Origin of the sequence: Brevibacterium sanguinis, assembly GCF_003315415.1 — a bacterium.
Classification (GTDB): Bacteria; Actinomycetota; Actinomycetes; order Actinomycetales; family Brevibacteriaceae; genus Brevibacterium; species Brevibacterium celere_A.
The window spans coordinates 178,082-205,034 of sequence record NZ_QNSB01000003.1 but is presented as its reverse complement, the minus strand read 5'-3'; the positions used below and the strand labels follow the sequence as shown (position 1 = coordinate 205,034).

Here is a 26,953-nt window from a genome sequence, read left to right as displayed (position 1 = left end):
ACAAAAAGAACGAAACAACAAGCGCCCTCGACCAGTTGGTCAAGGGCGCTTGTTGAGTATTCCTGCAGTTCGCGCAGGTGGGACCGGGTCAGTCCTTCTTCACACGACGTATGGTCAGGAGCACGGCGGCGCCGCCGACGACGAGCAGCCCGGCCCCTGCGGCGAGACCGGTCATCTCAGCACCGGTGCGCGGCAGATCGGAGCCGCCACCGGCTTCTCCCCCACCCTGTCCGTCTTCATCGGCGACGACCTCGAAGGAACCTGTCAGGACCTTCTCCTCCGCGGTGTCGTTGGCCCCGGTGGCCTCCAGGTCGTACTTGCCGACATAGGCCTCGGGATCGGACTCGCTCGTGCCGTAGATCGCGAAGGAGGCGACACCGTTCTCGTTCGCCTTCTCCTTGAGTTCGATGCCCTCGACGTTCTTCGGCCCGCCGACGACTTCGAGGGTGACCTCCTCACCCTCGTCGAAGCCCTCGGTCGCGATCGTCACGCTCTTGTCCTTCTTGACGAAGTCGGAGGCGGCGATCTCCTCGGGGTCGACGGTCATCCCCCGCTCGGCGGGAGCCTCAGGGGACTCCTCCGGCGCCTCGACGGTGACGTCGAACTCGGTGGCCTTCGACTCCTTGCCGTCGACGACTGCGGTCGCGGTGTAGACCCAGTCGCCGGCCTCGGCGGGGCCGACGAGCGCGAAGGCGCCCTTGTCGTCGGCCTTGACCGTCTCACTGTCGGCCGAGCCCTGCGAGCCGTCTGCCGGCTTCCACTCGACCTTCACCTCGGCGCCGGGATCGGCCTCACCCGTGACCTCGCCCTTCGGCTCGATCGTCTGGTCCTCGGCGACAGGGGCCGCGGGCGCCTGTGGTGCGTCCTTCTCGAGGGAGAAGTCGATGCCGGACTCCTCGAGGGAGTAGTCGAGGTCCGCGACCCAGCCGAGCTGGAACTTCGTTCCGTCCTCCCATTCGGCCTCCCCGCCTCCGGAGATCACGCCGACGGCCTTGTCCCCCTGGAACACGGCGCCGCCGGAGTCGCCCGGCTGCGAGAACGGGTCGTCCAACGAGGATTCGACTGCGAACCCATGGACCCACCGGCCGCTGACATTCATGAATTCGAAGGGTGCCTGCTCGGCCGGGATGACCTTGCCCTCCGTCAGACCGGTCGTCCGGCCCGACTTGCTCACCTCTCCCTCCTCATGGGAGCCGACCGAGGTGATCCCCGTCGTCGAGGTCGACAGGTCGTCGGAATCGGCGCTCGACCAGTCGGTGACGCCGTTCTTCGCGTTGTACTTGTCCTCGTCGAGCTCGATGACGCCGAAGTCGATATCACCCTCGTTGCCGGTCGTCTCGCCCTCCTCGACGGGGCTGCCGAACTTCGTGTAGCCCCACGAGCCGAGAGCGCCGATGCCGTTGGGGTCGAAGCCCTCGCCGCCGTTGGCGCTCGACGTCGACGGACGCTCGGTGTCGACGTGCTTCGTCTTCCCGGCGAACTCACCGGTCTCCGGGTCGATCTCCTCGGCGCAGTGGCCGGCGGTGAGGACGATCGGCTTGCCCTCGCCGTCCCAACCGGAGAAGCCGGTCGAGCAGGCCGAGGCCTCGCCGGCGCTCGGCGTGTCCATAAGATAGCCGGCCCCGCCGACGACGTCGTTCTTCGCATGGGCGTCGAGTTCGGGGACACCGGAGGTGACGACGACCTTCTTCGCCCCGTACTTCTTCTGCAGCTTCTGGATCTCGTCCGACTTGAGGTCCTTGTCCTTCTCGACGCCGAGGTGGAGCGTCCCGTCCTTGAAGCCGAACGCGTTGACCTCGTCGACCTGCTTCGCCGCCAGCTCCGCGGTCTGCTCGGTGAGCTTCGGCGCCTCGAGCGCGGGCTCCGCCGCAGCCGATTCCGGTCCGGCGACGGCAGGAGCGGCGAAGAGCGCCGACCCCAGTCCCAGGGCCGCGGCCGCCGTCAACGCCAGCGAACGCGGCGCGTGGTTCTTCTGCATGCTTCTCGATCTCTCGCTCGACAGTCAGTTGCCCGGGCAACGTTACGAATTGATAACGACGACGGGCAAACCAGCGTCGATGAGCAGTGAACACAACGAACTAAAGTGCAAGTGCTCTTGCTCGCACCCGCCGTTCCGAGGCGGAACACAGGTCGAGGCTTATAGGATTGGCCCATGCGTTCACTTCGATCAGCACACGCCCGACTGCTCATCCTGGCCGGGCTCATCGCCCTCCTCGCACTGGTCCTCACCGCCTGCGACACGCAGGAGCCGACCGACGGCCTCGGTGACGGTTCCGCCCCGGAGACGAGCGAAGTGGTCACCCCTCCTGACGGCTCCGGTCCGCCTTCGACGGGTCCCGGCGACACGAGCGGCCTCGACGTCGAGGCGCTGACGACAGGCCGCTGGTACGCGGCGGGTCAGGGAGATCCGTACCTCGAGTTCTCGCCCGAAGGCGCGGTCGCGGGCACGGACGGCTGCAATGCGATCTCCTCGACCTGGACGGCCGAGGGCGACACCGTGAAGATCAAGCCGTTCGCCTCCACCCAGAAGGCGTGCGCCGGAGTCGACACGTGGCTGGCCAAGGTCTCGACAGTCAGCGTCGAGGGTGACACGATGACGGTCCTCGACATCGAGGGCAACGAGATCGGCGAACTGACGAAGGTGGAGAAATGACACACCCATTCATCGGCACCTGGCGCTCCGAGGCCAACCCCAAGGCATTCCTCCGCTTCACCGAGGACCATCAGGTCCAGGGCAGCGACGGCATCAACCGCCTCGTGACCACATGGGACGAGGACGGGACGATCGCCTCGGCGGCCGAGGGATCCGATACGGACGTTTCGACGGACAAGGGCACGGGATCGCGGGCGACGATCCGTCCCGCGATGACGACCCTGATGGCGACCCCGAACCTCCAGGCCTGGGTCACCGGGGCCCGCAGCGTCGAGGTCCGCGGTGACGAGCTCGTCGTCTTCGACATCCGCTCCCATGAGGTCGGCACGCTCCGCCGCGACGACGCCGGTTAGCCGGCGTCGCACTCCCGCTCCTTTCGTCAGCAGTCAACGGATCCAACAGAGGGAACGCTCATGGCCGGTGGTCTCATCGCACTCCTCGACGACGTCGCAGCACTCGTCAAACTCTCCGCAGCCAGCCTCGATGACGTCGCTGCCGGAGCCGGTCGCGCCGGGTCGAAGACCGTCGGCGTCGTCGTCGACGATGCCGCGGTGACCCCGAAGTTCGTCGAGGGGGTCGATCCCAAACGGGAGCTGCCGATCATCAGGCGGATCGCGCTGGGCTCGCTGTTCAACAAGATCGTCATCATCCTGCCGATCATCCTCCTGCTCAGCCAGTTCCTGCCCTGGCTGCTCACCCCTCTGCTCATGGTCGGCGGAACCTATCTGTGCTTCGAGGGTGCGGAGAAGGTGTTCGAGAAGTTCGGCTGGATCGAACACCACGAGAAGCCGGCGCAGAAGCAGTCCAAGCACGCACCCGACGCCGACCCCGAGAAGAAGATCGTGCGCGGGGCCATCACCACCGACTTCGTCCTCAGCTGCGAGATCATGGTCATCGCGCTCAACGAGGTGGCCGCCGAGACGCTGGTCAGCCGCGCGATCATCCTCGTCGTCGTCGCCCTCGCGATCACCATCGGCGTCTACGGGGTCGTCGCGCTCATCGTCAAGATGGACGACATCGGCCTCCACATGGCCGGCGGGACCAAGCCCGGGGCGCAGAGGTTCGGCGAGTTCCTCGTCAAGGCCATGCCGAAGCTGCTCGCGGCCCTCTCCGTCATCGGCACCTTCGCCATGCTGTGGGTCGGCGGCCACATCATCCTCGTCGGAACCGACGAGCTCGGCCTGCACGCCCTCTACGGCTTCGTCCACCACCTCGAGGAGCCAGCCGCGGCGGTCGCGGGGATCGGCAGCATCCTCGGCTGGCTCGTCAACACCTTCTTCTCCCTCATCCTCGGCCTCGTCTGGGGCAGCATCGTCGCCGGGATCGCCCTCGCCATCACCGCTCTCATCAAGCGCGGCCAGAAGAAGGATGAGCCGACGGCGACCGGGACCACGGAGCCCGGGACTACTTCGCCAGAACGTCCCTGAACCCGCCCTCGTCGACGAGCCAGCGCAGGCTCGCCGGGCTCGCGGCGTTGATCGCGGTGGCGACGTCGGTGTCGATGAACTGCGCCCGGCCCGACTGCACCGCCGGCAGCGAATCGAAGGTCGGATTGTCCTCGAGGGACTTCCTCGACTCCTCGTCCATCGCCCAGATGAAGAGGTGGTCGGCGTCGAGTTCGTCGAGGTTCTCGGCCGACAGCGCGAAGCGATTGACCTCCTCGGGAGTCTGGTGCCTGCCGGGTTCGAGGCCGAACAGCTCCAGCGGGGCGGCGTTGCCGAAGTAGATGCCATCGGGCCGAGGCGAGACCAGCTGGTAGGTCCGGCCCTCGGCACCGGTCTCCTCGCCGACCGCGGCCAGGCTCTCCTGGGTCTCGGTGAGGATCCTCTCCGCATCATCCGACTTCCCGAGGGCCTGGCCCACCGTGGTCAGTGTGTCGTCCCAGTCCGGGTTGACCGCCTCGGAGTCGGGGACGACGACCGGGGCGATCTCGCTCAGCTGCCGGTGCACGGAGTCATCAGCGACCTGCCACGGTCCGGCGAAGATGACGTCGGGCTCGTAGGAGGCGATCTTCTCGATGTCGAGCGCGCCCTCGTCATCGCCGAGCGCTGGGTCGGCGACCGCTGCCAGGGAGTCCTGCTGCCAGGGCTGGAGCCCGGTCGAGGACTCCTCGACGGCGACGGGGGTGAGGCCGAGCTCGGCGGAGACGTCGGCCGCGGGCGAGGTCAGGGCAACGACGTTCTCGACGTTCGCGGGAACCTCGACCTCCCCCTTGAGCGTGGAGACGGTGACCGTGCCCGCCGAGGTGGACCCGGTTTCGGCAGCGCCCGTTCCCGTGCATCCGCTCAGCAGCAGGGTGCCGGCGGCGATAACGGCGAAGAGCGAGGTCGGTCTCGTCATTCCTCGGTGTCCTTCCGTGCGGTGGGGTTCGTCTCTGCGGGCGTGGTCCGCGCTGCGGCGCCCTGGCGAGCGGAGGCGGTCTTCCGCGGCATTCCCGGGACGATCATCGGCGCCCCGGTGACAGGGTCGGCGATGACGGTGCAGTCGATGCCGAACACGTCGCGGACGAGATCGGCGGTGACGATCTGGTCGGGCGCGCCCTGGGCGACGACGACGCCGTCCTTCATCGCGATGATCGAGTCCGCGTACCGGCAGGCCTGGTTGAGGTCGTGGAGCACGGCGACGAGCGTGTGCCCGTGGTCGTGGTTGAGCTGGGCGAAGAGGTCGAGCAGGTCGATCTGGAAGGCGACGTCGAGGAACGTCGTCGGTTCGTCGAGCAGGAGCAGCGGGGTCTCCTGGGCGAGCACCATCGCCACCCACACCCGCTGCCGCTGCCCGCCGGAGAGCTCGTCGACCGGCCGGGACGACAGTGTCTCGGTGTTCGTGGCGCGCAGGGCGGCGAGCACCGCGGCCTCGTCCTCGTCGGTCCACTGGCGCAGGAACGACTGGTGGGGGTGGCGCCCGCGGGAGACGAGCTCACCGACGGTGATGCCCTCCGGCGCGATCGAGCTCTGCGGCAGCAGCCCCAGGCGCTTGGCGATCTGCTTCGTCCTCATCCTCGCGATGTCCTGACCGTCGAGGAGCACGCTGCCGTTCGTCGGCGGCAGGAGCCGGGCGAGTGCCCGCAGGAGCGTCGACTTCCCGCAGGCGTTCGGGCCGACGATGACGCTGAACTGCCCGGCGGGGATCTCGAGGTCCAGTCCGGAGACGATGCGCCGCTGGTCGTAGGAGAGGTCGAGCTCCCGGGCCACGAGGGGAGGGCGGGAGTCGCGGGTGCCTGGGACCGCCTCGGCGATGGTCAGTGTCTGAGGATTCATAGTGCCTTCCGTGCTTCGTGGACGAGCAGCCAGATGAGGTAGATGCCGCCGATGCACACGGTGACGACACCGACGGGCAGTTGGATGTCGCCGAGGGCATGCTGGGCGACGAGGTCCGCGGCGACGAGCAGCAGAGCGCCGACGCCGGCCGCGGCGAGGAGACTGGTGCCCTGGGCGCGGGCGATCCGACGCCCGATCTGCGGGGACGCGAGGGCGACGAACGCGATGGGCCCGGCAGCGGCGGTGACGACGGCGACGAGCGCGACGCCGAGGAGGATGAGGCAGGCGCGCACGGGTTCGTTGCGCACGCCGAGCGCCTTGGCGGTGTCGTCGCCGAGTTCGAGGGTCCCGAGGTCGCGGGCGAAGAGCCCGCAGGCGATCGACAGGGCGATGGTGGCCAGCCCGGCGGGGACGATCGTCTCCCAGCCCATGCCGTTGAGGGTGCCCGCGCCCCAAGTCGCGGCGGCCATCGCGAGTTCGAGGTCGGAGCGCATGATCAGCCAGGTGTTGAAGGCCGCGAGCATCGCGGTCAGGGCGATGCCGACGATGATGAGCCGGAATCCCTGCACCCCGCCCTTCCACGTCAGCAGGTAGACGAGGATCGCCGTCGCCAGTCCGCCGATGATGGCGCCGCCGGCGGTGGAGACGAAGCTCGAGCCGAAGAGGATGATCGTGACGATGCCTCCCGTGTAGGCGCCGGTGGAGAATCCGATGATGTCGGGGCTGCCGAGCGGGTTGCGGGTCAGGGACTGGAACACGGCGCCGGAGACTCCGAGTCCGGCGCCGAGGACGATCCCGGCGAGGATCCGGGGGGCGCGCCATTCCCCGACGACGATGTTGACGATGCGTCGGTCGGCCTCGCCGAACAGTCCGGCGAAGACCTCGGCGGGGGTGAGGTCGAACTCCCCGAGCATGAGTCCGAGGAATCCGCAGGCCGCGGCGAGGATGCCGAGGACGACGGCGGTGACGACGACGCGCACGTCGATGCGGAATCCGAGGATACGCAGCATCGGACGCCCGAAGTCGATGCGCTCGGAGCCGTCGGTGCTCCGTCGGGTGTCGGTGATCGTCACAGTCCGCTCGCCTTCTTCCTCCGGACCAGGGCGATGAGCACGGGGGCGCCGACGAACGCCGTGACCACGCCGACCTGGAGCTCACCGGGCTTCATCACGACGCGGCCGAGGACGTCGGAGAAGAGAAGGAGGATGGGCGACAGGAGCAGGGAGTAGCCGAGGATCCAGCGCTGATCCGTTCCGACGATCCAGCGCGCGATGTGCGGGATCATCAGGCCGATGAAGCCGATGGGGCCGGCCGCCGCGGTCGCGGCACCGGCCAGCAGGGTCACGGCGAGGATCGACAGGATCCGGGTCCGCTGGACCGAGACGCCGAGACCCGCGGCAAGGTCGTCGCCGAGAGCGACGGCATTGAGCGCGCGGGACAGGAGCAGGGTGAGGACGACTCCCACCCCGACGAAGGGGGCAACGGCCGCGACGGTGTCGAAGCCGCGGCCGGCGATCGCCCCGACGTCCCAGGCGCGGAACGCGTCGAAGGCGCGTTCGTCGGTGAGCAGGATGCCCTTCGTCAGCCCCGCGAGGACCGCGGCGACCGCGACCCCGGCCAGGGTCAGCCGGATCGGGTCGACGCTGCGGCTGGGTCCGGCCGAGCCGATGAGGTAGACCGCGATGGTCGCCAGCAGCGCTCCGATGAACGCGAACCAGATATAGCCGCTGATCGAGGCGACGCCGAAGAAGCCGATGCCGACGGCCACCGCGAGCGAGGCTCCGGCGTTGACGCCGAGGATGCCGGGGTCGGCCAGGGGATTGCGGGTCAGTGCCTGCATGAGCCCGCCGGCCGAGCCGAGGGCTACGCCGACGAGGATGCCGAGCACCGTGCGCGGCAGGCGCAGTTCGAGGACGACGAGGTGGTCGTCGCTGTCGGTCGGGTCGACCAGGGCTCGCACCACCTCGGCGACGGCGATGTCGCGGGAGCCGATCGCCAGCGAGGCCACGATCATGGCGGCGAGGACGATGATCGAGGCGATGAGCCCGAGGACCCGTTTGCGCCGCAGTGCCGCACCCGGGGCCCGGGCGACGCCGTCGGCCCGCGGTGCGGAGTCCACGGCTGCGGTGGTCCCGGGCGCGGGCGCACCGGCGTGACGTGTCGCCGATTCGGTGGCGAGACCGCTCATGGCAGGGTTCCTTAGGTCAGACTAATGAAGGGAAGTCTCACCTAAGTTATCAGATCCTGCCGATGCGCTCCGAGACCTGGCGCTGGATCCGCGAGAGCATGCCGCTCATCCCTCGCAGCCGCAGCGGGCTCACCGCCTGCGTCAGCGACAGGCGCAGGGGCAGGTCCGCCGGGACCGAGAGCACCGCCTCGGCGGAGAGCCCGTCGAGGCCCTCGCGGAGGATCCCGGCGAAACCACGCGTCGTCGGCGCCTCCGGAGGCGCCGAGAAGTGGAGGTGGACGGTCGCCTGCGGGCCCTGCTCGGGGTCGTCGACCTCGGTGACGAGGAAGATCGGGGACTGGCACTCGGGAACGGGTTCGAGCAGCTCGGGATGCTCGGCGTAGCGTTCGGGCAATGCGGGCAGCTCCGAGGAGAACTCGAGCAGCAGCTCGAGCCTCTCGTCGGGTCCGGTCTCGGCGAAGTCCTCGACGATCTCCCGCAGGCTCTCGGGCAGATCGGTGTTCGTATCCGTGGTCATCAGCGTCCGGGCACCTCACCGGGTTCCGGTCCGGTCGCGATGGGCACACGCACGGCGTTGCCCCACTCCGTCCAGGAGCCGTCGTAGTTGCGCACGTGCTCGTATCCGAGCAGGTGCTGGAGGACGAACCAGGTGTGGCTCGAGCGCTCGCCGATCCGGCAGTAGGCGATGACCTCGTCAGCGGTGCCGAGCCCGGCCTGCTCCGCGTAGATCTCGCGCAACTCGGCGGCGGTCTTGAAGGTGCCGTCCTCGTTCGCGGCCTTCGCCCAGGGCACAGACTGCGCGCTGGGGATGTGGCCGCCGCGCAGGGCCCCCTCCTCCGGGTAGTCGGGCATGTGCGTGCGCTCGCCCGTGTACTCCTCGGGGCTGCGCACGTCGATGAGCGGGAACTGCCCGAGGTTGTCGCGGACGTCGGGGAGGAAGGCGCGCAGCGTCGAGTCGTCGCGGTCGACGATCGGGTAGTCGGTCCTCTCCCGCTGCGGCTTCTCGGTGGTCATCTCGCGGCCCTCGGCCTGCCATTTCGCCCGACCGCCGTCCATCAGCCGCAGGTCCTCGTGGCCGAAGAGGGAGAACACCCACAGGGCGTATGCGGCCCACCAGTTCGACTTGTCGCCGTAGAAGACGATCGTGTCATCGCGCGAGATCCCCTTCCTCGACAGCAGAGCCGCGAATCCCTCACCGTCGACGTAGTCGCGGGAGACGGGGTCGTTGAGCTCGGTGTGCCAGTCGATCTTCACCGCACCCGGGATGTGTCCGGTCTCGTAGAGGAGGACGTCCTCGTCGCTTTCGACGATGACGAGACCCGGGGTTCCCGCATGCTCGGCCACCCAGTCGGTGCTGACCAGTCGTTCGCCGTGGACGTACTCGGCGAACTTGGGCGTGGAATCGGTCGGGATCGCTGTGCTCACTCGCTCCTCCTCATCGGTGTTGGTGTCCTGTTCAGACCTGGTGTCTCAACATCACCGGTGTCCAGCATATTCCGCTTCCGGCGGCGATCGGATCCGGTCGTCATCATTGTCCGACTGCGATCAGTCGCGGCCGAGGAAGATCCGCAGGGCCGAGACGAACGTCTGCGGCGCCTCGGAGTGCACCCAATGGCCGGCGTCCTTGACGGTGAGCAGCGTCGTGCGGGGGAAGAGGGCGCGCATCGCGGGCAGGTCGTCCTTGGCGACGTAGTCCGACCGCTCCCCCGCCATCCACAGCACGGGATGGTCGAAGGGCTCGGCACCGATCTCCTCGGTGGTCGGGAACGATCCGATCACCGGCAGGCTGTCACGGAGCAGGTCGAGGTTGGGCTGCCAGGCGTAGCCCTCGGGCGTCGTGCGGAGGTTCTGCAGCAGGAAGCCGCGCACCCGGTCGGAGGGAATGGGCCCTCGCAGCGCCTCGTCGGCCTCGCCTCGGGATCCGATGGCGCCGAGGTCGAGCGCGGCGAGGCTGGACAGCAGGTGCTCGAATTCGCCAGAGGCCCTCCCGGAGGTCGGTGCGATGTCGACGACGACGAGGCGGTCGACGAGCTCGGGGTGGCGCAGCGCGAGCACCATCGCGACCTTCCCACCCAGGGAGTGCCCGACGAGGTGCACGGGCCGGTCGTCGGCGGCGGTCACCTCGGCGATGGTGGCGGCGACGGAGTCGGCGAGTTCGATGTAGTCGAAGGTGTCCGTCCACGCCGACTCGCCGTGGTTGGGCAGGTCGAGGAGCAGACTCGAGTACTCGGGTTCCAGGGACTTGGCGATCGAGGTGAAGTTCTTCCCCCGCCCGAAGAGGCCGTGGACGAACACGATCCTCGGTCCGGCCTCACCGATCTGTCTGGTGGCGATCTCACTCACGCCTCCCACCCTACCGGCTCAGCTCCTGGTCACGGCACGCTCCAGGCTCGCCAGTGACTCCTCGAGGAACTCGGGCCCGACGGCCGGGAAGCCACCGAAGAAGTCGCGGGTCTCCTGCGGGGTCGCCGACCAGTCGTAGGTCAATGTCACCTCGGTGCCGCCGTCGACCTCCTCGAGGTCGTAGCGCCAGCGCCAGCCGCCCGGGACCACGGTCCCGGTCTCGTCGGGCTGTCCCGGGTCCCACGCGATCGTCCGGTTCGGCGCGAAGGACGTCACCGTGTTGTGCATCCGGTAGTCGCCCGGGCCTTCGGCGTACATGTTCATCCCGAAGATCTGGCCGGCCCCGGTGATCGGCTCCGGGTCGATCGCGCTGCGCACCCAGTCCCCCGGTTCGGTCTCCCGGTGGCGGGAGGGATCGGCGAGGATCGCGAAGATCGCCGAGGCGGGGGCCGGGATCGTCCGGGACCGGGCGAACGTGTCGTCGGGGTAGTCGGTGTCGGACATCCGTGCATCCTTCGTTCGGGTCGTTGTCCACTCAGGTGGGCCGCAGCACATTTCACACTACATCTCCCATGCTTCGGCGACCAGGGGCCGGCGTCGGTACTCACGGGTAGTCTGGGCCCATGCAGTTCTTCGAATACGACACCCGGCTGGCCGGGTACGCCGTGATCGTCAACGAGGACCGGGAGATCCTCCTCAGCTGGTTCAACGGGGGCCACGACTCCTCCCACGCCCTGTGGACGCTTCCCGGCGGCGGTGTCGAGTTCGAGGAGGGCATCGAGGAGGCGACGATCAGGGAGGTCAAGGAGGAGACCGGGTTCGACGCCGAGCTCCTCCGACCGCTGACGACGCACACGTTCAACGGCACGAGCCGTCAGCCTCGGCGCGGGGAGGACGGCCCGCGGCCGTTCAAGGGAGTGCGCATCGTCTACGAGGCGCGGATCGTCGGCGGGGAGCTCGGCACCCTCGAGGTCGACGGCACGACCGACCGCGCCGAATGGCTGCCGATCTCCTCGCTGCCGCAGATCCGCCACGCCCAGATCATCGACATCGGCCTCGAGGCGTGGACCGCGGCACCGGCCTGGGACGGCTGAGGCGAGGACAGGGTCGGCCTGGCCGGTTCAGGTCGGCCTGGCCGGTTCGGGGCGGGCTGGTCGGTCCGGGGCGGCCTGGTCACCTCAGCGCGGTCGAGGCGAGCCCTGAGATCTCGTCGATCGCATAGGACGCGGAGAGGATCGAGTTGAGGGAGAAGGCCTTGCGCAGGGCGTCCTGCTCGTCGGTGAAGACGATGGCACGGCCGTCGGCGACCGCGGGAATCGACTCGAAGCCGGGTGAGGACGTCACCTCGGCGACGGGGATGTAGATGGGGAAGACGACGAGGAGGTCGGCGTCGAGCTGATCGAGGTTCTCCTCGGAGACGGGAGCCGTGAATCCCTCGGGCTGCAGCGCGGCGATCGTCTCCGACTGCTCGAATCCGAGCTTCTCCATGAACTGCACCCGCTCCGACTCTTCGACATAGGCTCCCCACCCCTCGGAGGTCTTGGCGGCCACGGTCACCGACCTCCCCTCGAACTCGGGGTGCTCGCTGCGGGCGGTCGCGAACTCCTCCTCGATCCTCTCCAACGCCTGCGCGCCCTCGTCCTCCCGGCCCAGCGCCTCGGCGATCATCGTCACCTGCTGCTCCATCGTCGTCAGGTAGCTGTCTCCGCCCTCGGGCACCCCGACCGTCGGCGCGATCTCGCTCAGCCGGTCATAGCGCTCCTGCTCGCCGGACGCCTTGACGTCGAGGATGAGGTCGGGTTCGAGAGCCGCGATCGCCTCGAAGTCGGGCTCCATGGTTCCGATGATCTCCGGCGCCTCGGTGTAGAGGTCCTCCGCCCAGGGGCCGACGCCCGTGCCGCCGAACTCCACCCAGTCGGAGGCGCCGACCGGTTCGACTCCGAGCGCCAGAGCCGTCTCTGCATCACCCCATCCGAGGGCGACGACCCGCTGCGGATCGGCGGGAACCTCGACGGGGCCGAACTTGGTGTCCACGGTGGCGCCGGTCGGGTTCTCCTCGGTGGAGCCGCCGGAGCAGCCGGAGAGGACAATGGCGAGTGCGAGCAGCGGAGCAAGCGTTCGGCGCATGAAGGGATCCTTCCTCGAAGTTAGGCGTGCCTATCTTAACCCAAGGATTCCGTTCTCCGACCGCGGTGCGCCGTTCGCTCGGTCAGCCCGCGGGCCGAACCTCGGCTGCGTCAAACCGCCGGACTTCGGCAGGAGTCAGTCCGCGGGCCGGACCTCGAGACCGGAGACGTCCATCTCCTCGAGACCGACGACGGCCGACCGGCGACCGGTGACGATCCGGTGCACCAGCCACAGCAGAGCGAATGCCGGCAGGCCGATGTACGCCGAGGCGACCTCGAGGATCTGCCCGTCCACGACGGCCTGGAGGTTCTGGCCGACGATGACGATGACGAGCATGATCAGCGCGATGATCGGGCCGACGGGGAACAGCGGCGCCCGGTAGGGCAGATCGGCCAGCCGCCCGCCCTGGGCGAGGTAGGCGCGGCGGAACCGGAAGTGGCACAGCGCGATGCCCGCCCAGACGATGAAGCCGGAGAGCCCGGAGACATTGATGAGCCAGGTGTAGGCGCCGCCGTCGCCCATCACCTCGGAGAGGAAGCCGAAGAGGCCGATGATCGCCGTCGCGAGCAGGGCCATGACGGGGACGCCGCGCTCGTTGAGGCGGGCGAACAGCCTCGGCGCGGTGCCCTCCTTGGCCATCGCGTAGAGCATGCGGGTCGACGCGTAGAGACCGGAGTTGCCCGCGGAGAGGATCGCGGTGAGGATGACCGCGTTCATGACGCTCGCGGCCACCGCGATGCCGGCCCGCTCGAAGACGAGGGTGAACGGTGAGGCGGTGATGTCCTCGTTGTCCGCCGCGGCGAGCAGGGAGGGGTCGGTGTAGGGCAGCAGGAAGCCGATGACGATGATCGCACCGATGTAGAAGAGCATGATGCGCCAGAACACGGTGCGGATCGCCTTGGGCATGTCCCGGCGGGGGTCGTTCGACTCCCCCGCGGTGACGCCGACGAGCTCGGTGCCCTGGAACGAGAACCCGGCGATCATGAATACGCTGATGATCGAGACCCAGCCGCCGGCGAACGGCGCCTCGCCCGTCGTCCAGTTGCTCAGCCCCGGGGACTCGCCGCCGATGATCCCTGCGATCATCAGCACGCCGAGGACGAGGAAGGCGAGCACGGCGGCGACCTTGATCGCGGCGAACCAGAACTCGCCCTCGCCGAAGGCCTTCGCGGAGAGGAAGTTGAGCCCGGTGAGCAGGGCGAGGAAGACCGCCGCCCAGACCCAGGAGGGGACGTCGGGCAGCCAGAACGACATGATGACACCGGCTGCGACGAGCTCGGCGGCCAGGGTGATCGCCCAGTTGAACCAATAGTTCCAGCCCATCGCGAAGCCGAATGAGGGGCTGACGTACTTCGTTCCGTACGTGTGGAAGGAACCGGCGACCGGCAGGTGCGTGGACAGCTCACCGAGCGACTGCATGACGAAGAGCACCATGATGCCGATCGCGGCATAGGCGAGCAGGGCACCGCCGGGTCCGGCCTGGGAGATCGTTCCACCGGAGCCGAGGAACAGCCCGGTGCCGATGGCCCCGCCGATCGCGATCATCTGGAGGTGACGCGCCCGCAGGCCGCGCTTGAGTTCCCGTTCGCCTGTCGCCGAGGTGGCTGTGTCGTTCATCGTGCATCCTTGGGTCATCGAGCGGCGTGTGTCTCCTGCGGACATCCTGGACATTCCTACCACACGCCGACCGCACGGGCCGGACTCGCAATCACCCTGTGAGCAGACTCACGCCGGCGTCGGCGTCGGGCGCCAGGGCTGAGGGCCCGGCAAGCTCGGGTTGTCGGCGCTGGCCGCAGCGGGAGTGTCCAGCAGCGCGATGATCGGCTTCAGTGCGACCTTGACGCTGAGGAGTCCGAGGAGCTTCTCCCGCAGGACGGCCAGGATCGTCGAATCGGAGAACATGAGCCCGGCGAGCTGCCGCGAGTTGTCCTGCGCGGACTCGACCCGGGGTCGCTGCCCTTGTTCATAGGCGCGCAGATCATCCGGCAGCGACCGCCGATCCGTCTCGGCCAGCCGTCGGCCCAATGCCCACGCCGATTCCATCGCCATCCCTGCCCCGATGCCCGCGGTGGGCAGGAAGCCGGCCGCGGCATCGCCGAGCAGCACGGTGCGCCCGGTCGCCCACCGCGAGGTCCGGGCGTCACGGAGGGGCCAGAAGAAGGGATCGTCCGCCTCGGCGACGGCGGTGAGGGCGGAATCGAGGCGCGGACTGAGGTTCTCCAGCTTCCCGCGCACCTCCGCGGCGAAGCGGCGCGGTCCCAGTGGCTGCCGAGAATCCGGGCAGCCGAGGAAGATCCCGATCCGGTCCTTGACGGGATAGGCGCCGAGGAAGAACCCGTCGCCCCAGAGCTCGCTGCCGTCGCGCGGATCGGCGTCGGCCGGCGCCCATGCGACCCATCCTCCCCACGCGGTGTCGACGGAACCGAGGGATCTGCCCCCGGGGACGAACCGACGGGTGCGGGAGTTCAGCCCGTCGGCGATGACGACGAGGTCGAACTCCTCCATGAGGCTCGTCGCCTCGGCGTCCGTCGGGTCCGGTTCGCTCGCCGCCGTCTCGAGCTCCACCGTGACGGTCTCGTCCTCGCTCAGATCGGTCACCGTGGTACCGAAGGCGATCGGGCAGTCGGCGGTGGCGAGCACGTCGATGAGAGCACCGCGGGCGATGCCCCGGTACTCGCCGTACGGGTCGAGCAGCCGCCCGAGGCGATCGCTGCGAATGACGTCCCCGGTCCGGGAGTGGAAGGTGTAGCGGTCGATCTCGACGCTGCGCTCCCGGTACTCGTCCCAGACCTCGAGCTCGGTGAACACGGGATCGACCATGGGCATGAGCGCGAGCATGTAGCCGGCATGGTTGTCATCGGTCATGCGGGCGAGGTCGGGCGAGCGCTCGATGAGGACCGGGTGCCTGCCCCGGGCACGCAGCAGCTGGGCCAGGGTGATTCCGGCGATGCCCCCGCCGACGATGAGGATGCGCACCTCGTCACCGGCCGCGGCTGCGTACTGCTCATCCACCGAACGCGGGATGATCATTGCCCCTCCAAGGTGTGGACCGGTTGGTCCACATCAGCGTATCACCACCCGCGCCGCCTGGACCAGCCGGTCCACGACGGAGTTCCGATTGCTAGGATGAGGTCGTGCCCACGACCCCCTTCTCACGGATGGCCGCACCGAAGCGGGAGGCTCTCATCGCCGCCGCCGCCGCGGAGTTCGCCGCGCATTCTTTCGCCGAGGCCTCCCTCAACCGCATCGTCACCTCCTGCCGGATGAGCAAGAGCTCCTTCTACCATGTCGTCGAGTCCAAGGAGGAGCTGCTCGGACTCGTCGTCACCGAGCTCATCGCCGAGGCACGGGCGGACTGGCCCCCTCCCGCGGTCGAGGACTTCGCCGGGGATTTCTGGGCGACGGCCGAACGGGTGTGGAGGGACGCCGTCGAGGTCTGGCCGCGCAGCACCGCCCTCAACCTGTTGTGGCGGATCTTCTCCGCCCACCGCGAGCACCCGGCGGTCGAGCAGGCGGGTGCCGTCGTCGACGCCTGGCTGACCGAGGTCCTCGAGATCGGCCGCCGCAGCGGTGCCGTCGATGCCGAGTGCCCACAGGAGCTGCAGGCCCTCGGCGTCCAGTCCCTGCTCAGGTCGTTCGACGAATGGTCTCTGCGCCAGGCGCAGGGACCGGGCGGAATCGACGCGGCATGGGACAGTGGCCTCGTCGCCGATCAGTTCCGGCTGCTCAGGCGTCTGATCGAGGCCTGACTCCGCCGGACCGCGTGCGACCGTGGTGAATCGGCAGAGCTGTAGGTCGTCTACTCGGGCCCGCCGTAGGCCGAGAGGAACATGTCGATCACTCCGTCGATGACCTGTTCGTCGATCGGTCGCGGTGTGAGCAGCCAACGATAGTAGAGGGTTCCGGCAAGCACCTCGGCGGCGATCGTCAGATCCGCATCGGGATCCAGTTCGCGGTTGCGCTGGGCCAGGAGAAGGCGATCCAGGGTCCGCCGCTCCACGGTCGCAAGGAATGTCTCGTGCAAGATCGTTCGCATCGCGGGGTCCGCCTGCGCCTCGGCGATGACAGCCCGGTAGATGGGCCCGATCGGCGGAGTCGACAATGCATGGCTGGACCGCAGGAACTGCTCACGAAGGTCCGTGCGGATGCTGCCCTCTGTGTGGTAGTCGAGATCGCTGATCCACACGTGGTTCAGTGCGTCCAGAAGCAGCTGGGTGATGGACGGCCAGCGCCGATAGATCGTGTGCTTCCCGACCTTCGCGCGTCGTGCGACCGCCTCGATGGTCAGACCACGGTACCCCTCCTCTGCCGCGATCTCGAGCGTGACCTCCAACAGCTGACGAGTCCGCTCCGCACCGCGTCGCCGCGGCTCTCGGGATGCTGCCGTCGGTGACGGCGAAGACGAATGCTTCGGGCTGACCATGACCACATAGTACCGACACACCCCGTGCCGTTGACAAATACCGTTCTCCGGCGCACACTCGACTGCAACGGCACTCTCCGTGCCGCTAACTGCCAGAAATCACCCGGATGAAAGGACCACCCGCAATCATGACCACCGACACGCGAACCGGACAGACGAGCGACACCGCAGACGTTTCGGGGCCCTTCACCGCCGAGGAACGCGCGGCGATGAAGGAGCGTGCGCGAGAGACACGCGCCGCGCGGAAGCGCCGGTCCGCAGCACAGAAGACCACCGAAGCCGAGCAGTCCGTGGTCGCCAAGATCGAGGAACTGGAGGGTCGCGATCGGGACATCGCACGGAGGATCCATGCGATCGTGACGAAGAGCGCCCCGCAGCTGACGTCGAAACTGTGGTACGGAATGCCCGCCTATGCACTCGACGGCACTATCGTGTGCTTCTTCCAGCCTGCCGCGAAGTTCAAGGCGCGCTACGCGACGCTCGGCTTCAGCGACGGGGCACGGCTCGACGACGGTGCGATGTGGCCGGCGAGTTTCGCCATCCTCGAGATCACCGAGGACGTCGAGAGGCAGATCGAAGCGCTCCTCCGGCGTGCAGTCGGCTGAGCGAGTGCCAATCACTCCGATGACCACATCAGAAGGGACAACAGCATGAAGACCATGACCTGCCGACAGCTCGGCGGCGTGTGCGACGCGGACATCCGTGGTGAGTCAGCCGACGAGATGATCAAGGCACAGGACCGGCACCTGCGCGAGGCCGTCCGCCAAGGCGACACCGCTCACCTGCCCGCCCACGAGCAGATGAAGAACCGCTGGCGGCATCCGCTGAAGGCGATGGGCTGGTACCGCGAGACCAAGAAGGCGTTCGCCGCGCTCCAGTGATCACGCCGACGTCGGAGGCGGGCGCCAGGGCTGGTGGCCCGGCATGTTCGCGACCGAGAAGTGCAGAGGGGCGCCAGAAGTGGCGCGCGTCTGCACTTCTCGGTAGCGGCCCCAAGTGGCCTCAGCGCTGCGGCTCGGATGACGGGCGGACAACTCCGGCCGGCGGCGGCACGGGCAGTCCCCGGACGAGGTGCGGGCCCAGATCGGCGATGGTCGCGGCTCCCATCAGGCCCATCGCCGTGCGGATCTCCGCGGAGAGGAGCTCGATGACGCGCTCGACGCCGCGCCGGCCGCCGGCCATGAGTCCGTAGAGGTAGGCGCGGCCGATGAGAACGAAGTCGGCACCGGCGCAGAGAGCGGTGACCACATCGGTGCCGGACATGATCCCGGAGTCGAGGATGATCTCCATGTCCTCGCCGACGGCCTCCCGGACCTCGGACAGCGCGGTCAGCGAGGGCGGAGCCTGGTCGAGCTGCCGTCCGCCATGGTTCGACACGATGAGGCCGTCGGCACCGAGGGATGCGGATTGTCGGGCATCCTCGGCGGTGAGGACGCCCTTGACGAAGAGCCGCCCCGACCACTGCTCGCGGATCCAGCGCAGGTCGTCGAAGCCCAGCGTCGGATCGAACATCGAGGCCGTGAGCTCGGCCAGGGTCGTCGAGGTGGTCGACAGGCTCGCGTACTTCGGTGGATCGGTGGTGAGGAAGTTGAACCACCAGCCGGGCCGGTAGGAGGCATCGAGGATCGTGCTCAGGGTGAGCCGGGGAGGGATCGCCAGACCGTTGCGGGCGTCGCGCAGTCGCAGTCCCGTGATCGGGGTGTCGACGGTGACGAGCAGGGTGTCGTAGCCCGCCGCCTCGGCGCGCCGGAGGAGGTCGAGGCTGCGCTCGCGATCCTTCCACAGGTAGAGCTGGAACCACCGGGTGGAATCCGGTGCCGCCTGAGCGACTTCCTCGAGGGACCGGGTGCCCATCGTCGACAGGGTGAAGGGGATCCGGGCCCGCGTCGCCGCGCGCACACCGCCGATCTCGCCCTCGGCGTGCATGAGCCGGGTGTAGCCGGTCGGCGCGATGCCAAAGGGAAGCGCTGCCCGGCTGCCCGCGATCGTCGTCGAGGTGTCGACCGAGTCGACGCCATGGAGGATGCGCGGGAGCAGCTCCACCTCGGCGAAGACCTCCCGATTCCTGCGCAGGGTTCGCTCGGCGAGCGCTCCCCCGTCGACGTAGTCGAACGGGGCCGCCGGAGTGACGCGCTTCGCGATGCGGCGCAGGTCCCAGACATCTGCGGCGGACTCGAGGCGGGCCGCGACCCGGTCGAGACGAGGTGGGACGAACGTCATCAGGGGTCGGAGTTCCGACCAGTCGGGCAGGCGCCTCTTCATCGGTTCGCTCTCCTTCGCTTCGTCGCGGACATCTGCGGCAAGTCTAACGACGCCCGCGACGGCTGACTCGCCTGGCGCTCACTTGAGGAGGCGGTCCAGGCGCCGGTCGTTCAGCCGCTTCCCCCCGGTCTGGCATCCGGGGCAGTACTGGAAGGAGCGGTCGGAGAACACCACCTCGGCGATCGTCGCCTGGCACACCGGGCACGGAGTGCCGGCCTTCCCGTGGACCGCGGACAGCCTCTTCTCCGCGGCCTTGATCTTCCCGGGCGGCAGGCCGCTCAGCTCCGCGGTCGCCCGGTCGAGCACTGTGCGCATCGCCGCGTGGAGGGCGCGGGGATCTGAGATCCTCGCCGAGGTGGCGAACGGCGAGAGCTTCGCGGTGTGGAGGATCTCATCCGACCAGCGGTTGCCGATCCCGGCGATGAGCGACTGATCGCGCAGGAGGGTCTTGATCCGTGCGGGGCTGCCGGCGAGGATCCTGGTGAACTCGTCCTCGTTCACCTCGGACACATCCGTGCCCAGCTGAGCGATCCGCTCCACCTCGTCGGGCCGGGAGACCAGATGGATCGCAAGGCTCTTCTTCGTCCCCTGCTCCGTGAGGTCGAAGCCCGCCCCCGATTCCAGGGCGATGCGCAGTGCGAGCGGCCCCTTGCCCATCCGGACCGGACCGCGGGTGGCTTCGGCGTACCAGCGCAGCCAGCCCATCAGCGCGAAATGGACGATGAGGTGGCCATCGCCGACCGCGATGTCGAGGAACTTGCCCACCCGTGAGATCGCGGTGACATGCTGTCCGAGCAGGGAGTCCAACGGCCGGCGCGCCGACTTCAGGGCACTGATCTCGCCGAGGTGCGCCTCGGCGATCGTGTCCCCGACGAGGCTCCCGCGCAGGAAGTCCGCCAGGGCATCGAGTTCGGGTTGTTCGGGCACGGTCTGTCCAATCGTCGTCGGAATCGAGTCGGTCGAATGGGTCAGGAGGTGCGCACGATCTCCCCGGCCCGCAGTTGGACGAGAGTGAGGTCGAGCAGCGGGGTCGCGACGCCGAGGTCGGCCGCCGTCACCTGCAGGTGCCCGAGGATGTGCTCGATCTCGCTCGGGACGCCGGCGGTGACGTCGCGGTAGAGGGATGAGGTGAAGGACGATCCTGGTTCGGTGAGAATCGACATGGTCTGGTCATGGGCCTTCGCCCCGACCGGATGGCCCGCGACCGTGGCGACGGCCTCGAGTTCGTCGATGACGGTGCGCACGTGTGGTTCGCCACCGGCGGCGATGATCGGGCCGACGGGCGCCCGGAACAGGCAGGTGACGACTCCTGCGGTCGCGATGAAGATCCACTTCTCCCACAGGGCGTCGACGATGGAGTCGAGGACCTGCAGCCGGTATCCCGGCACGTCGAGTGCCGTGCGGACCTCGGTGGAGACCTCTCCCCCGCCGAGGTGCCCGATCGTCATCACCGCCATGTCCGTCATCTGCACGACCGAATCGTCGCGGACGGTCGCGACGATCTTGACGAGGCCGCCGAGCACCTGCCCGGGGAACTCGGCCTCCAACCGGTCGATGTGGGCCATGCCGTTGAGGAACGGGAGGATGAGGGTCTGCGCGCCGACCGCGGGCCGAACGTCGGCGATGACCGTCTCGAGCGCGGTGGCCTTGACCGCGACGATGACGAGGTCGAAGGCCCGCCGGTCCTCGTCGAGGTCGGCGAGTTCGGCGGCCGTGAGCACCTGCACCTGGTTCGTCCGGTCGGTCTCGGGGGCGATGAACCGCAGTCCGTTCGACCGAAGTCGCTGTGCCCGGGCGGGTCGGACGAGGAAGGTCACGTCCCGTCCGGCCTCGACCAGCCGGGTTCCGAACGCGCCGCCGGTGGCCCCGGCTCCGGCGATGAGGATCCTCACCGCGCCTCCTCGGGCTCGGTCCCGGGTTCGGTCCTGAACTCGAGTTCGGCCTTGAGCGCGGCGGCGGCCGCGGCCGGGTCGTCGGCCTCGGTGACGGCGCGGACGACGACGGCACGGCTCGCTCCTGCCCGGACCACCTCGGCGAGGCGGGAGCCGGCGTCGATGCCGCCGATCGCGAACCAGGGCTTGACCGCTGTGCCGGCCATCTCCCGCAGGGGGTCGAGGCCGATCGCGGGTCGTCCCGGCTTCGTCGGCGTCTCCCACACGGGACCTGCGCACCAGTAGTCGATCTCCGGGTCCGCCTCGGCGGCCCTGGCCTGCTCGACCGAGTGCGTCGAGCGTCCGAGGATGACATCGGGGCCGAGCACGGCTCGGGCCTGGGCGCTCGTCAGGTCGCCCTGGCCGACATGGAAGACATCGGCGCCGACGAGGAGGGCGACATCGGCGCGGTCGTTGACCGAGAACAGCTTCCCGTGCCGGTGGGCCGTCTCGCTGAGGATCTCGAGCGCCTCGATCTCGGCGCGCGCCTCGAGGCCCTTGTCGCGCAGCTGGATGATGTCGACGCCGCCGGAGTAGGCCGCGTCGAGGAACTCGGCGAGGTCTCCCTGCTCACGGCGGGCGTCGGTGCAGACGTAGAGCCGGGCGGCGGCGAGCTGCGCGAGTCGCTCGGCCCTGAGCTCGGAACCGACGGCGTCGTCCGCGACGCCGAATCCGTCTCGCACTGCGGTGTGTGCTTTCCAATCCGTGACCATTCTCCTAGAGTAGAGGAGTTCGCGGGAGCCTTGGGAAGCAGGGCTGAGAGGGCGCAGGAGCCGACCGCCAGACCTGATGCGGATCATGCCGCCGGAGGGAGATCACATGGACGTCATCGTCGTCGGGGCCGGGATCATCGGCCTGTCGACCGCCTGGACACTGCAGCGGCGTGGAGCATCGGTCACCGTCGTCGATCCCGCCCCGGGCACGGGCGCGACCCACGCGGCCGCCGGCATGCTCGCCCCCGCCGCCGAGGTGGTGTGGGGCCAGTCTCCCCTCTACCCGCTCATGCGCGCCGCGGCCGACCTCTATCCGGAGTTCGCCGCCGACCTCACCGCCGCCTCGGGGCTCGACCTCGGTCATTCGGATGCCGAGACCCTCGTGTGCGCCGCCGATCGCGCCGATCTCACGGCGCTGCGCGAACTCGTCACGGCCCAGTCCGGCGCCGGGTTCGACGTCGCTCTCCTGCCCGGTTCGCGTGCGCGCGACCTCGAACCCGCCCTGTCGCCCGGCGTCTGCGGAGCCGTGCGCATTCCCGGAGATCATTCGATCGACCCCAGGCGGGTCGTCACCGCCCTGCGTCGCGTCCTCGGCACTCACCCGATCGCGGCATCGGCCCGGGGACTGCGGCTGACCGGGGACCGGGTGACAGGCGTCGAGCTCGACGACGGCCGGACACTGTTCGCCGAGAGGGTCGTCATCGCCGCGGGAGCGGACTGCAGGACCATCGAGGGCGTCCCCTCACTGCCGCTGAGGGAGGTCTTCGGCGAGGTGATCCGGCTGCGGGCACCGGAGCAGCTCGCACCGCTGCTCACCCGCACCATCCGCGGACTCGTCCTCGGCCGGCCCGTGTACGTCGTGCCGCGTCCCGACGGCGAACTCGTCCTCGGTGCGACATCGCGGGAGGACGGACGCCCCGGGATGAGCGCCGGCGGGATCCACCAGCTGCTGCGCGACGCGGAACGACTCGTGCCCGGGATCCTCGATTGCGAGATCACCGACATCACCACTCGCGCCCGCCCCGGGTCCCCCGACGACCTGCCGATCATCGGGAGCGTCGGCAAGGGCTGCATCGTGTCCACGGGCTACTTCCGCCACGGCATCCTCCTGGCGCCCCTCGGCGCGAGGCTGACGGCCGACCTCGTGCTCGGCGAGTCCTCCGACTGGGCGCCGCCGGGCACCCTCGAGTCGGTCTCCCCGCGGCGGTTCGCCCAGGCCCGGCCGCGCCCGTCCGCCCTGCACTCCGCCTCGTCGCCGGCGCTGGCGCCGGCCGTGGTGACCTCAGCTCCGTCCCCATCCCGCTCCGAGAACCCCACAGGGAGTCAGCCATGACCGCACCGATCACCATCACCCTCAACGGCGAGCACCGCAAGCTTGCGACCGCCACCACCGCCCTCGACCTCGTCTCCACCCTGACGGACAAGGAGCTCGGCCGCGACGGCACCCCGGTCGACGGCTCCCGGCTCGGCATCGCCGTGGCCATCGACGGCGAGGTCGTCCGCCGCGGCCGCTGGTCCGAGTCCGTTCTCGCCGACGGCGCCACCGTCGACGTCGTCACCGCCGTGCAGGGAGGCTGAGATGTCCTGGACCATCGACGAGGTCACCGTCGACTCGCACCTCATCATGGGCACCGGCGGGGCGAGCTCGCTGAGCATCCTCGAGAACGCCCTCGTCGCCTCGGCGACCTCGCTGACGACCGTCGCGATGCGCCGCTTCGACGCCGGCGCCGGGGACTCGGTGTTCGCCCTCCTCGAACGCCTCGGCATCCGCATCCTGCCGAACACCGCCGGGTGCTACACCGCCCGCGACGCCGTCCTCACCGCGCATCTGGGCCGCGAGGCCCTCGAGACGAACTGGGTCAAACTCGAGGTCATCGCCGACGAGGACACTCTCCTGCCCGATCCCATCGAGCTCTTCCGCGCCGCCGAGGAGCTCGTCCTCGACGGGTTCACCGTCTTCGCCTACACGAACGACGACCCCGCGTTGGCCAAGCGGCTCGAGGACGCCGGGGTCGCCGCCGTCATGCCCGCCGGCGCCCCGATCGGCAGCGGGCTGGGCATCCTCAATCCGCACAACATCGAGACGATCGTCTCCCGCGCACAGGTGCCCGTCATCCTCGACGCCGGAGTCGGCACCGCCTCCGATGCCGCTCTCGCGATGGAGCTCGGATGCACCGCCGTCCTCCTCGCCAGCGCCGTGACCCGGGCGCACGATGCCGAGGCGATGGCCCGGGCGATGGCGCTGGCCGTCGAATCGGGGCACCTGGCCCGGCAGGCGGGGCGGATCCCGAAGCGTCCTCTCGCCCTCGCCTCATCGCCCTTCGACGGGATGCTCGACCCGGTGCCCGCCGGCGACTACGCGCGGAAGGCCGACCGATGAGCGGCGTCAACCCGGGTCCCCTCGTCGAGCCCGTCGCGGCGCTCAGCCGCCGTGAGCTCGAGCGCTATTCGCGGCACCTGAGCCTGCCCGCCGTCGGCCTCGAGGGTCAGCGGCGGCTGCGCGCGGCCTCGGTGCTCGTCATCGGCGCCGGCGGGCTCGGCGCGCCCGTGCTCCAGTACCTCGCGGCGGCCGGGCTGGGCGCGGTGACGATCATCGACGACGACGTGGTCGAGGCCTCGAACCTCCAGCGTCAGGTCCTCCACCGCGACGCCGACATCGGCCGACCCAAGGTCGATTCGGCCCGGGACGCCCTGCTCAGGCTCGACCCGGAGCTGACCGTGCGCACGATCGCGGACCGACTGAGCCCGGACAACGCCCTCGACCTCGTCGCCGCCCACGACCTCGTCCTCGACGGCGCCGACAACTTCGCCACCCGGTACCTGTCCAACGACGCCGCCGAACTCACCGGCACCCCGCTCGTCTGGGGCACGATCTTCCGGTTCTCCGGCCAGGTGAGCACCTTCGTCCCCGGACACGGACCGATGCTGCGCGACCTGTTCCCCGACATCCCCGACGCGAACTCGGTGCCGAGCTGCGCCGAGGGCGGCGTCCTCGGCGTCCTCTGCGGAACGGTCGGCTCCGCCATGGCGACCGAGGCCATCAAGCTCATCTGCGGGATCGGGACCCCGCTCATCGGTCGGCTGCTCCGCTACGACGCCCTCGAGGCCGAGTATTCGACCCTGCGCTTCTCCCCCGACCCCGACCGGGACCCGGTCACGGACCTCGCCGAGGTGAGCGCCGCGTGCTCCGCGAGGACCGGAACGGCCTCCGCGGGCGGTGGGATCGGAGCGGGCCCCGCGGCCGCGGCAGATGCCCGCGGTGCCGGCGCCGAACGGTGCGGCGAGATCGACGTCGCGGCTCTGGTCGCGGCGGATCCGCGGCCGGTGCTCGTCGACGTCCGGGCCGACTGGGAGCGCGAGCTCGCCGTCATCCCCGGCTCGGTCCATGTGCCCCTCGAGACGGTGCTCGCCCGCGGCTGGCCGGCCCTCGCCGGGGCGGCCGGGTCGGGCGCATCGACCACGGCGTCGGAGACGGAGGCGCCCGCCGCGATCGTCATCCACTGCAAGTCCGGTGTCCGCTCCGCCCGGGCGGTCGAGGCGCTCTCGGCGAGCGCTCCGGCAGGGGTCTCCCTGCGCTCGCTGCGCGGGGGAATCGACGCCTGGATCGCCGCGGGCGAGCCCGGCGTGGCAGGACCGACCGCAGCTGAGCCGGCCACGGGAGGGCTCGAGCCCGGCGTGGGAGAGTCCGGGCCGTCTGCGGCTGCCTCGAGAGCGGAGCTCGATCACCTGGCGCGCTGACTCAGCCTTCGGTTGAGGCCCGCGTTCCCGGCCGCCATCACCCGTCCGTGGGTCAGGCCGGCCAGAGGCCGGAGCAGACGGATGAGGCGTCGTCGCGTCGTCACGCACCAGACGATCGACACCGTCGTCACCGGCCCGTCCGCGCTCAGGCTCCACTGACCCACGCCGGTGAGGTCACCGTCCGCGGTCACCGTCATCCCGCGACCGGGCTGCTCGACCTGCACCTCCAGGCCGAAGCGCAGACCGATGCCGGCCAGGCTCCTCACGTCGAGCCGGGCACGGCTTCCGGGACCGAGGCCGGGATCGGACGGGGTCCGCGGATCGAGGAGGCACGCCGAGGCGATTCCCGGCCACCACTGCGGCCAGGAGTCGATGTCGACGAGTGTCTCCCAGACCGCGGCGGGATCGGCGTTCGCCCTCCACACGGATTCGAAATGGAACGGAGCGGACTCCCGCGCCTCCCGGTCGTGCCCGCCCAGCCCGTCGCTCCCCTGCCGGAAGTGCCGTGTCCGCACGTCGCTCCCGCGCCTCATCGCCCTCCTCCACCCGCTCGTCGCCCTCGGTCCCCAGTCTCCTGACCGAGCCCCCATGCGTCAACGAATCGGCCACCGCCTCGGCGGTAGTGTGAGGGGGTGAGCGCAGACGATTACATCAGCACCCGCAGGCCCTCGCCGCTGGGAGGCCGGAAGCCGACGAAGGCGGATCTCGCCCGGTTCGCCGTCGACGATCCCGACGCCATCGATGACGTCCTCCCCATTGACGGGGCCCGGCTGAAGCTGCTCATCGTGGGGATCAATCCCGGGCTGTGGACCGTGGCGGTCAACGCGCCCTTCGCCCGTCCGGGCAACCGCTTCTGGCCCTCCCTCCACCGCGCGGGCCTCACCGACACCGAGGTCGACGCCTCGCGCGGGCTCGATCCCTCCGACGAGGCCGCGCTCCTCGAGCGCGGGATCGGGATCACCAACATCGTCGGCCGCGCCACCGCCCGAGCCGATGAGCTGACCCGGCAGGAGCTGCGCGACGGGTCGGCCCGGCTCACCGAGAGGGTGCGAGAACTGCGGCCCCGGTGCGTCGCGATCGCCGGGATCACGGCCTACCGCATCGGGTTCTCCCAGCCCAGGGCCCGCCTCGGCGAGCAGGACACCGACCTCATCCCCGACTGGCCTGCCGAGGTCGCTCTCCACGTGGTGCCCCAGCCGAGTGGGCTCAACGCCCACCACACGGTCGACTCCCTCGCCGGGATCTGGCGGGAGCTGTGGGCCGACATCGAGGATCGCCCGGTGACGTCCAGGCGGCCGGCGAGCGAATAAAGTGTGGA

General features: G+C 69.5%; 30 protein-coding genes and 1 riboswitch. Of the genes, 12 read left to right on the top strand and 18 right to left on the bottom strand.

Annotated elements, in window-relative coordinates; translation table 11 throughout:
• Positions 1 to 88 precede the first annotated feature (88 nt).
• Entirely contained in the window at positions 89 to 1,978 is a 1,890-nt protein-coding gene (locus DFO65_RS05310) for an LPXTG cell wall anchor domain-containing protein (RefSeq protein WP_113903380.1), read from the bottom strand.
• Positions 1,979 to 2,152: 174 nt separating this feature from the next.
• Between DFO65_RS05310 and DFO65_RS05305 the strand changes: the two genes are divergently transcribed.
• Genes DFO65_RS05305 through DFO65_RS05295 form a run of 3 tightly spaced genes read left to right on the top strand, consistent with a single transcriptional unit; the run spans position 2,153 to position 4,080 of the window.
• Positions 2,153 to 2,653 carry an META domain-containing protein gene (locus tag DFO65_RS05305; RefSeq protein ID WP_113903379.1) on the top strand — a complete coding sequence of 167 codons (501 nt, stop codon included), beginning with the start codon at positions 2,153 to 2,155 and terminating at the stop codon, positions 2,651 to 2,653.
• On the top strand, positions 2,650 to 3,006 hold the full coding sequence (locus DFO65_RS05300; protein ID WP_113903378.1) for an META domain-containing protein: 357 nt from the start codon (positions 2,650 to 2,652) through the stop codon (positions 3,004 to 3,006). The genes DFO65_RS05305 and DFO65_RS05300 overlap by 4 nt, the downstream gene beginning before the upstream one ends.
• A gap of 60 nt (positions 3,007 to 3,066) precedes the next feature.
• Positions 3,067 to 4,080, top strand: a complete 1,014-nt coding sequence (locus tag DFO65_RS05295) for a DUF808 domain-containing protein (protein ID WP_113903377.1) — start codon at positions 3,067 to 3,069, stop codon at positions 4,078 to 4,080.
• Here the strand turns inward: DFO65_RS05295 and DFO65_RS05290 are convergent.
• The 8 genes from DFO65_RS05290 to DFO65_RS05255 form a co-directional block, all read right to left on the bottom strand.
• Positions 4,058 to 4,993 carry an ABC transporter substrate-binding protein gene (locus DFO65_RS05290; protein ID WP_113903376.1) on the bottom strand — a complete coding sequence of 312 codons (936 nt, stop codon included), beginning with the start codon at positions 4,991 to 4,993 and terminating at the stop codon, positions 4,058 to 4,060. The genes DFO65_RS05295 and DFO65_RS05290 overlap by 23 nt on opposite strands.
• Positions 4,990 to 5,910, bottom strand: coding sequence for an ABC transporter ATP-binding protein (locus tag DFO65_RS05285; protein WP_113903375.1), 921 nt, complete (start codon positions 5,908 to 5,910; stop codon positions 4,990 to 4,992). Before DFO65_RS05285 ends, DFO65_RS05290 begins: the two co-directional genes overlap by 4 nt.
• Entirely contained in the window at positions 5,907 to 6,920 is a 1,014-nt protein-coding gene (locus DFO65_RS05280) for a FecCD family ABC transporter permease (RefSeq protein WP_113903598.1), read from the bottom strand. The genes DFO65_RS05285 and DFO65_RS05280 overlap by 4 nt, the downstream gene beginning before the upstream one ends.
• Before the next feature lie 59 nt (positions 6,921 to 6,979).
• A complete protein-coding gene (locus tag DFO65_RS05275; protein ID WP_113903374.1) occupies positions 6,980 to 8,098 on the bottom strand; it encodes an iron chelate uptake ABC transporter family permease subunit in 1,119 nt (372 codons plus the stop codon).
• A gap of 49 nt (positions 8,099 to 8,147) precedes the next feature.
• On the bottom strand, positions 8,148 to 8,615 hold the full coding sequence (locus tag DFO65_RS05270; protein WP_113903373.1) for a SufE family protein: 468 nt from the start codon (positions 8,613 to 8,615) through the stop codon (positions 8,148 to 8,150).
• A complete protein-coding gene (locus DFO65_RS05265) occupies positions 8,615 to 9,523 on the bottom strand; it encodes a sulfurtransferase (protein WP_113903372.1) in 909 nt (302 codons plus the stop codon). The genes DFO65_RS05270 and DFO65_RS05265 overlap by 1 nt, the downstream gene beginning before the upstream one ends.
• 120 nt (positions 9,524 to 9,643) lie before the next feature.
• Positions 9,644 to 10,441 carry an alpha/beta fold hydrolase gene (locus DFO65_RS05260; protein WP_113903371.1) on the bottom strand — a complete coding sequence of 266 codons (798 nt, stop codon included), beginning with the start codon at positions 10,439 to 10,441 and terminating at the stop codon, positions 9,644 to 9,646.
• An 18-nt stretch (positions 10,442 to 10,459) separates the two neighbouring features.
• Positions 10,460 to 10,945 (bottom strand): SRPBCC family protein, encoded by a 486-nt coding sequence (locus DFO65_RS05255; RefSeq protein WP_113903370.1) that lies wholly within the window; start codon positions 10,943 to 10,945, stop codon positions 10,460 to 10,462.
• Positions 10,946 to 11,064: 119 nt separating this feature from the next.
• On the opposite strand from DFO65_RS05255, the gene DFO65_RS05250 reads away from it, so the two are divergent.
• A complete protein-coding gene (locus tag DFO65_RS05250; protein ID WP_113903369.1) occupies positions 11,065 to 11,535 on the top strand; it encodes an NUDIX hydrolase in 471 nt (156 codons plus the stop codon).
• A 79-nt stretch (positions 11,536 to 11,614) separates the two neighbouring features.
• Here the strand turns inward: DFO65_RS05250 and DFO65_RS05245 are convergent, their stop codons facing one another.
• The 3 genes from DFO65_RS05245 to DFO65_RS05235 form a co-directional block, all read right to left on the bottom strand.
• Positions 11,615 to 12,568 (bottom strand): iron-siderophore ABC transporter substrate-binding protein, encoded by a 954-nt coding sequence (locus DFO65_RS05245; RefSeq protein ID WP_113903368.1) that lies wholly within the window; start codon positions 12,566 to 12,568, stop codon positions 11,615 to 11,617.
• Between the two features lie 135 nt (positions 12,569 to 12,703).
• On the bottom strand, positions 12,704 to 14,185 hold the full coding sequence (locus DFO65_RS05240; protein WP_113903367.1) for an amino acid permease: 1,482 nt from the start codon (positions 14,183 to 14,185) through the stop codon (positions 12,704 to 12,706).
• A 108-nt stretch (positions 14,186 to 14,293) separates the two neighbouring features.
• Entirely contained in the window at positions 14,294 to 15,598 is a 1,305-nt protein-coding gene (locus tag DFO65_RS05235; protein ID WP_113903366.1) for an FAD-dependent oxidoreductase, read from the bottom strand.
• A gap of 104 nt (positions 15,599 to 15,702) precedes the next feature.
• On the opposite strand from DFO65_RS05235, the gene DFO65_RS05230 reads away from it, so the two are divergent.
• Entirely contained in the window at positions 15,703 to 16,317 is a 615-nt protein-coding gene (locus tag DFO65_RS05230; RefSeq protein WP_147233252.1) for a TetR/AcrR family transcriptional regulator, read from the top strand.
• 50 nt (positions 16,318 to 16,367) lie between these two features.
• On the opposite strand, the gene DFO65_RS05225 is transcribed toward DFO65_RS05230, so the two are convergent.
• A complete protein-coding gene (locus tag DFO65_RS05225) occupies positions 16,368 to 16,901 on the bottom strand; it encodes a TetR/AcrR family transcriptional regulator (protein ID WP_220151242.1) in 534 nt (177 codons plus the stop codon).
• Between the two features lie 218 nt (positions 16,902 to 17,119).
• Between DFO65_RS05225 and DFO65_RS05220 the strand changes: the two genes are divergently transcribed.
• Together DFO65_RS05220 and DFO65_RS05215 are read left to right on the top strand one after the other, a co-directional pair.
• Positions 17,120 to 17,596, top strand: coding sequence for an iron chaperone (locus DFO65_RS05220; RefSeq protein ID WP_113903363.1), 477 nt, complete (start codon positions 17,120 to 17,122; stop codon positions 17,594 to 17,596).
• Between the two features lie 45 nt (positions 17,597 to 17,641).
• Positions 17,642 to 17,872: a DUF1059 domain-containing protein gene (locus tag DFO65_RS05215; RefSeq protein ID WP_113903362.1), complete on the top strand. Its 231-nt coding sequence runs from the start codon at positions 17,642 to 17,644 to the stop codon at positions 17,870 to 17,872.
• 121 nt (positions 17,873 to 17,993) lie between these two features.
• Here the strand turns inward: DFO65_RS05215 and DFO65_RS05210 are convergent, their stop codons facing one another.
• The 4 genes from DFO65_RS05210 to thiE all read right to left on the bottom strand — a co-directional run bounded on the left by DFO65_RS05210 (position 17,994) and on the right by thiE (position 21,897).
• Positions 17,994 to 19,253 carry an alpha-hydroxy acid oxidase gene (locus DFO65_RS05210; protein WP_113903361.1) on the bottom strand — a complete coding sequence of 420 codons (1,260 nt, stop codon included), beginning with the start codon at positions 19,251 to 19,253 and terminating at the stop codon, positions 17,994 to 17,996.
• A 78-nt stretch (positions 19,254 to 19,331) separates the two neighbouring features.
• The gene (locus DFO65_RS05205) at positions 19,332 to 20,180 is read right to left on the bottom strand and encodes a DNA-formamidopyrimidine glycosylase family protein (RefSeq protein ID WP_113903360.1); all 849 of its coding nucleotides are present in this window, start codon (positions 20,178 to 20,180) and stop codon (positions 19,332 to 19,334) included.
• 41 nt (positions 20,181 to 20,221) lie between these two features.
• Entirely contained in the window at positions 20,222 to 21,145 is a 924-nt protein-coding gene (locus DFO65_RS05200; protein WP_113903359.1) for a 2-dehydropantoate 2-reductase, read from the bottom strand.
• Positions 21,142 to 21,897 (bottom strand): thiamine phosphate synthase, encoded by a 756-nt coding sequence (thiE, locus tag DFO65_RS05195; protein WP_113903358.1) that lies wholly within the window; start codon positions 21,895 to 21,897, stop codon positions 21,142 to 21,144. The genes DFO65_RS05200 and thiE overlap by 4 nt, the downstream gene beginning before the upstream one ends.
• Before the next feature lie 11 nt (positions 21,898 to 21,908).
• Positions 21,909 to 22,014: riboswitch (TPP riboswitch) on the top strand.
• On the opposite strand from thiE, the gene thiO reads away from it, so the two are divergent.
• The 4 genes from thiO (at position 22,004) to moeB (ending at position 25,635) form a co-directional block, all read left to right on the top strand.
• Entirely contained in the window at positions 22,004 to 23,230 is a 1,227-nt protein-coding gene (gene thiO / locus DFO65_RS05190; protein ID WP_113903357.1) for a glycine oxidase ThiO, read from the top strand. It overlaps the preceding riboswitch by 11 nt.
• Positions 23,227 to 23,475 carry a sulfur carrier protein ThiS gene (thiS, locus tag DFO65_RS05185; RefSeq protein WP_113903356.1) on the top strand — a complete coding sequence of 83 codons (249 nt, stop codon included), beginning with the start codon at positions 23,227 to 23,229 and terminating at the stop codon, positions 23,473 to 23,475. Before thiO ends, thiS begins: the two co-directional genes overlap by 4 nt.
• A 1-nt stretch (position 23,476) precedes the next feature.
• The gene (locus DFO65_RS05180; RefSeq protein WP_113903355.1) at positions 23,477 to 24,277 is read left to right on the top strand and encodes a thiazole synthase; all 801 of its coding nucleotides are present in this window, start codon (positions 23,477 to 23,479) and stop codon (positions 24,275 to 24,277) included.
• A complete protein-coding gene (gene moeB, locus DFO65_RS05175; RefSeq protein WP_113903354.1) occupies positions 24,274 to 25,635 on the top strand; it encodes a molybdopterin-synthase adenylyltransferase MoeB in 1,362 nt (453 codons plus the stop codon). Before DFO65_RS05180 ends, moeB begins: the two co-directional genes overlap by 4 nt.
• On the opposite strand, the gene DFO65_RS05170 is transcribed toward moeB, so the two are convergent.
• Positions 25,620 to 26,168 carry an SRPBCC family protein gene (locus tag DFO65_RS05170; protein WP_113903353.1) on the bottom strand — a complete coding sequence of 183 codons (549 nt, stop codon included), beginning with the start codon at positions 26,166 to 26,168 and terminating at the stop codon, positions 25,620 to 25,622. The genes moeB and DFO65_RS05170 overlap by 16 nt on opposite strands.
• A 99-nt stretch (positions 26,169 to 26,267) precedes the next feature.
• On the opposite strand from DFO65_RS05170, the gene DFO65_RS05165 reads away from it, so the two are divergent.
• On the top strand, positions 26,268 to 26,945 hold the full coding sequence (locus tag DFO65_RS05165) for a mismatch-specific DNA-glycosylase (protein ID WP_220151241.1): 678 nt from the start codon (positions 26,268 to 26,270) through the stop codon (positions 26,943 to 26,945).
• Positions 26,946 to 26,953: the final 8 nt, after the last annotated feature.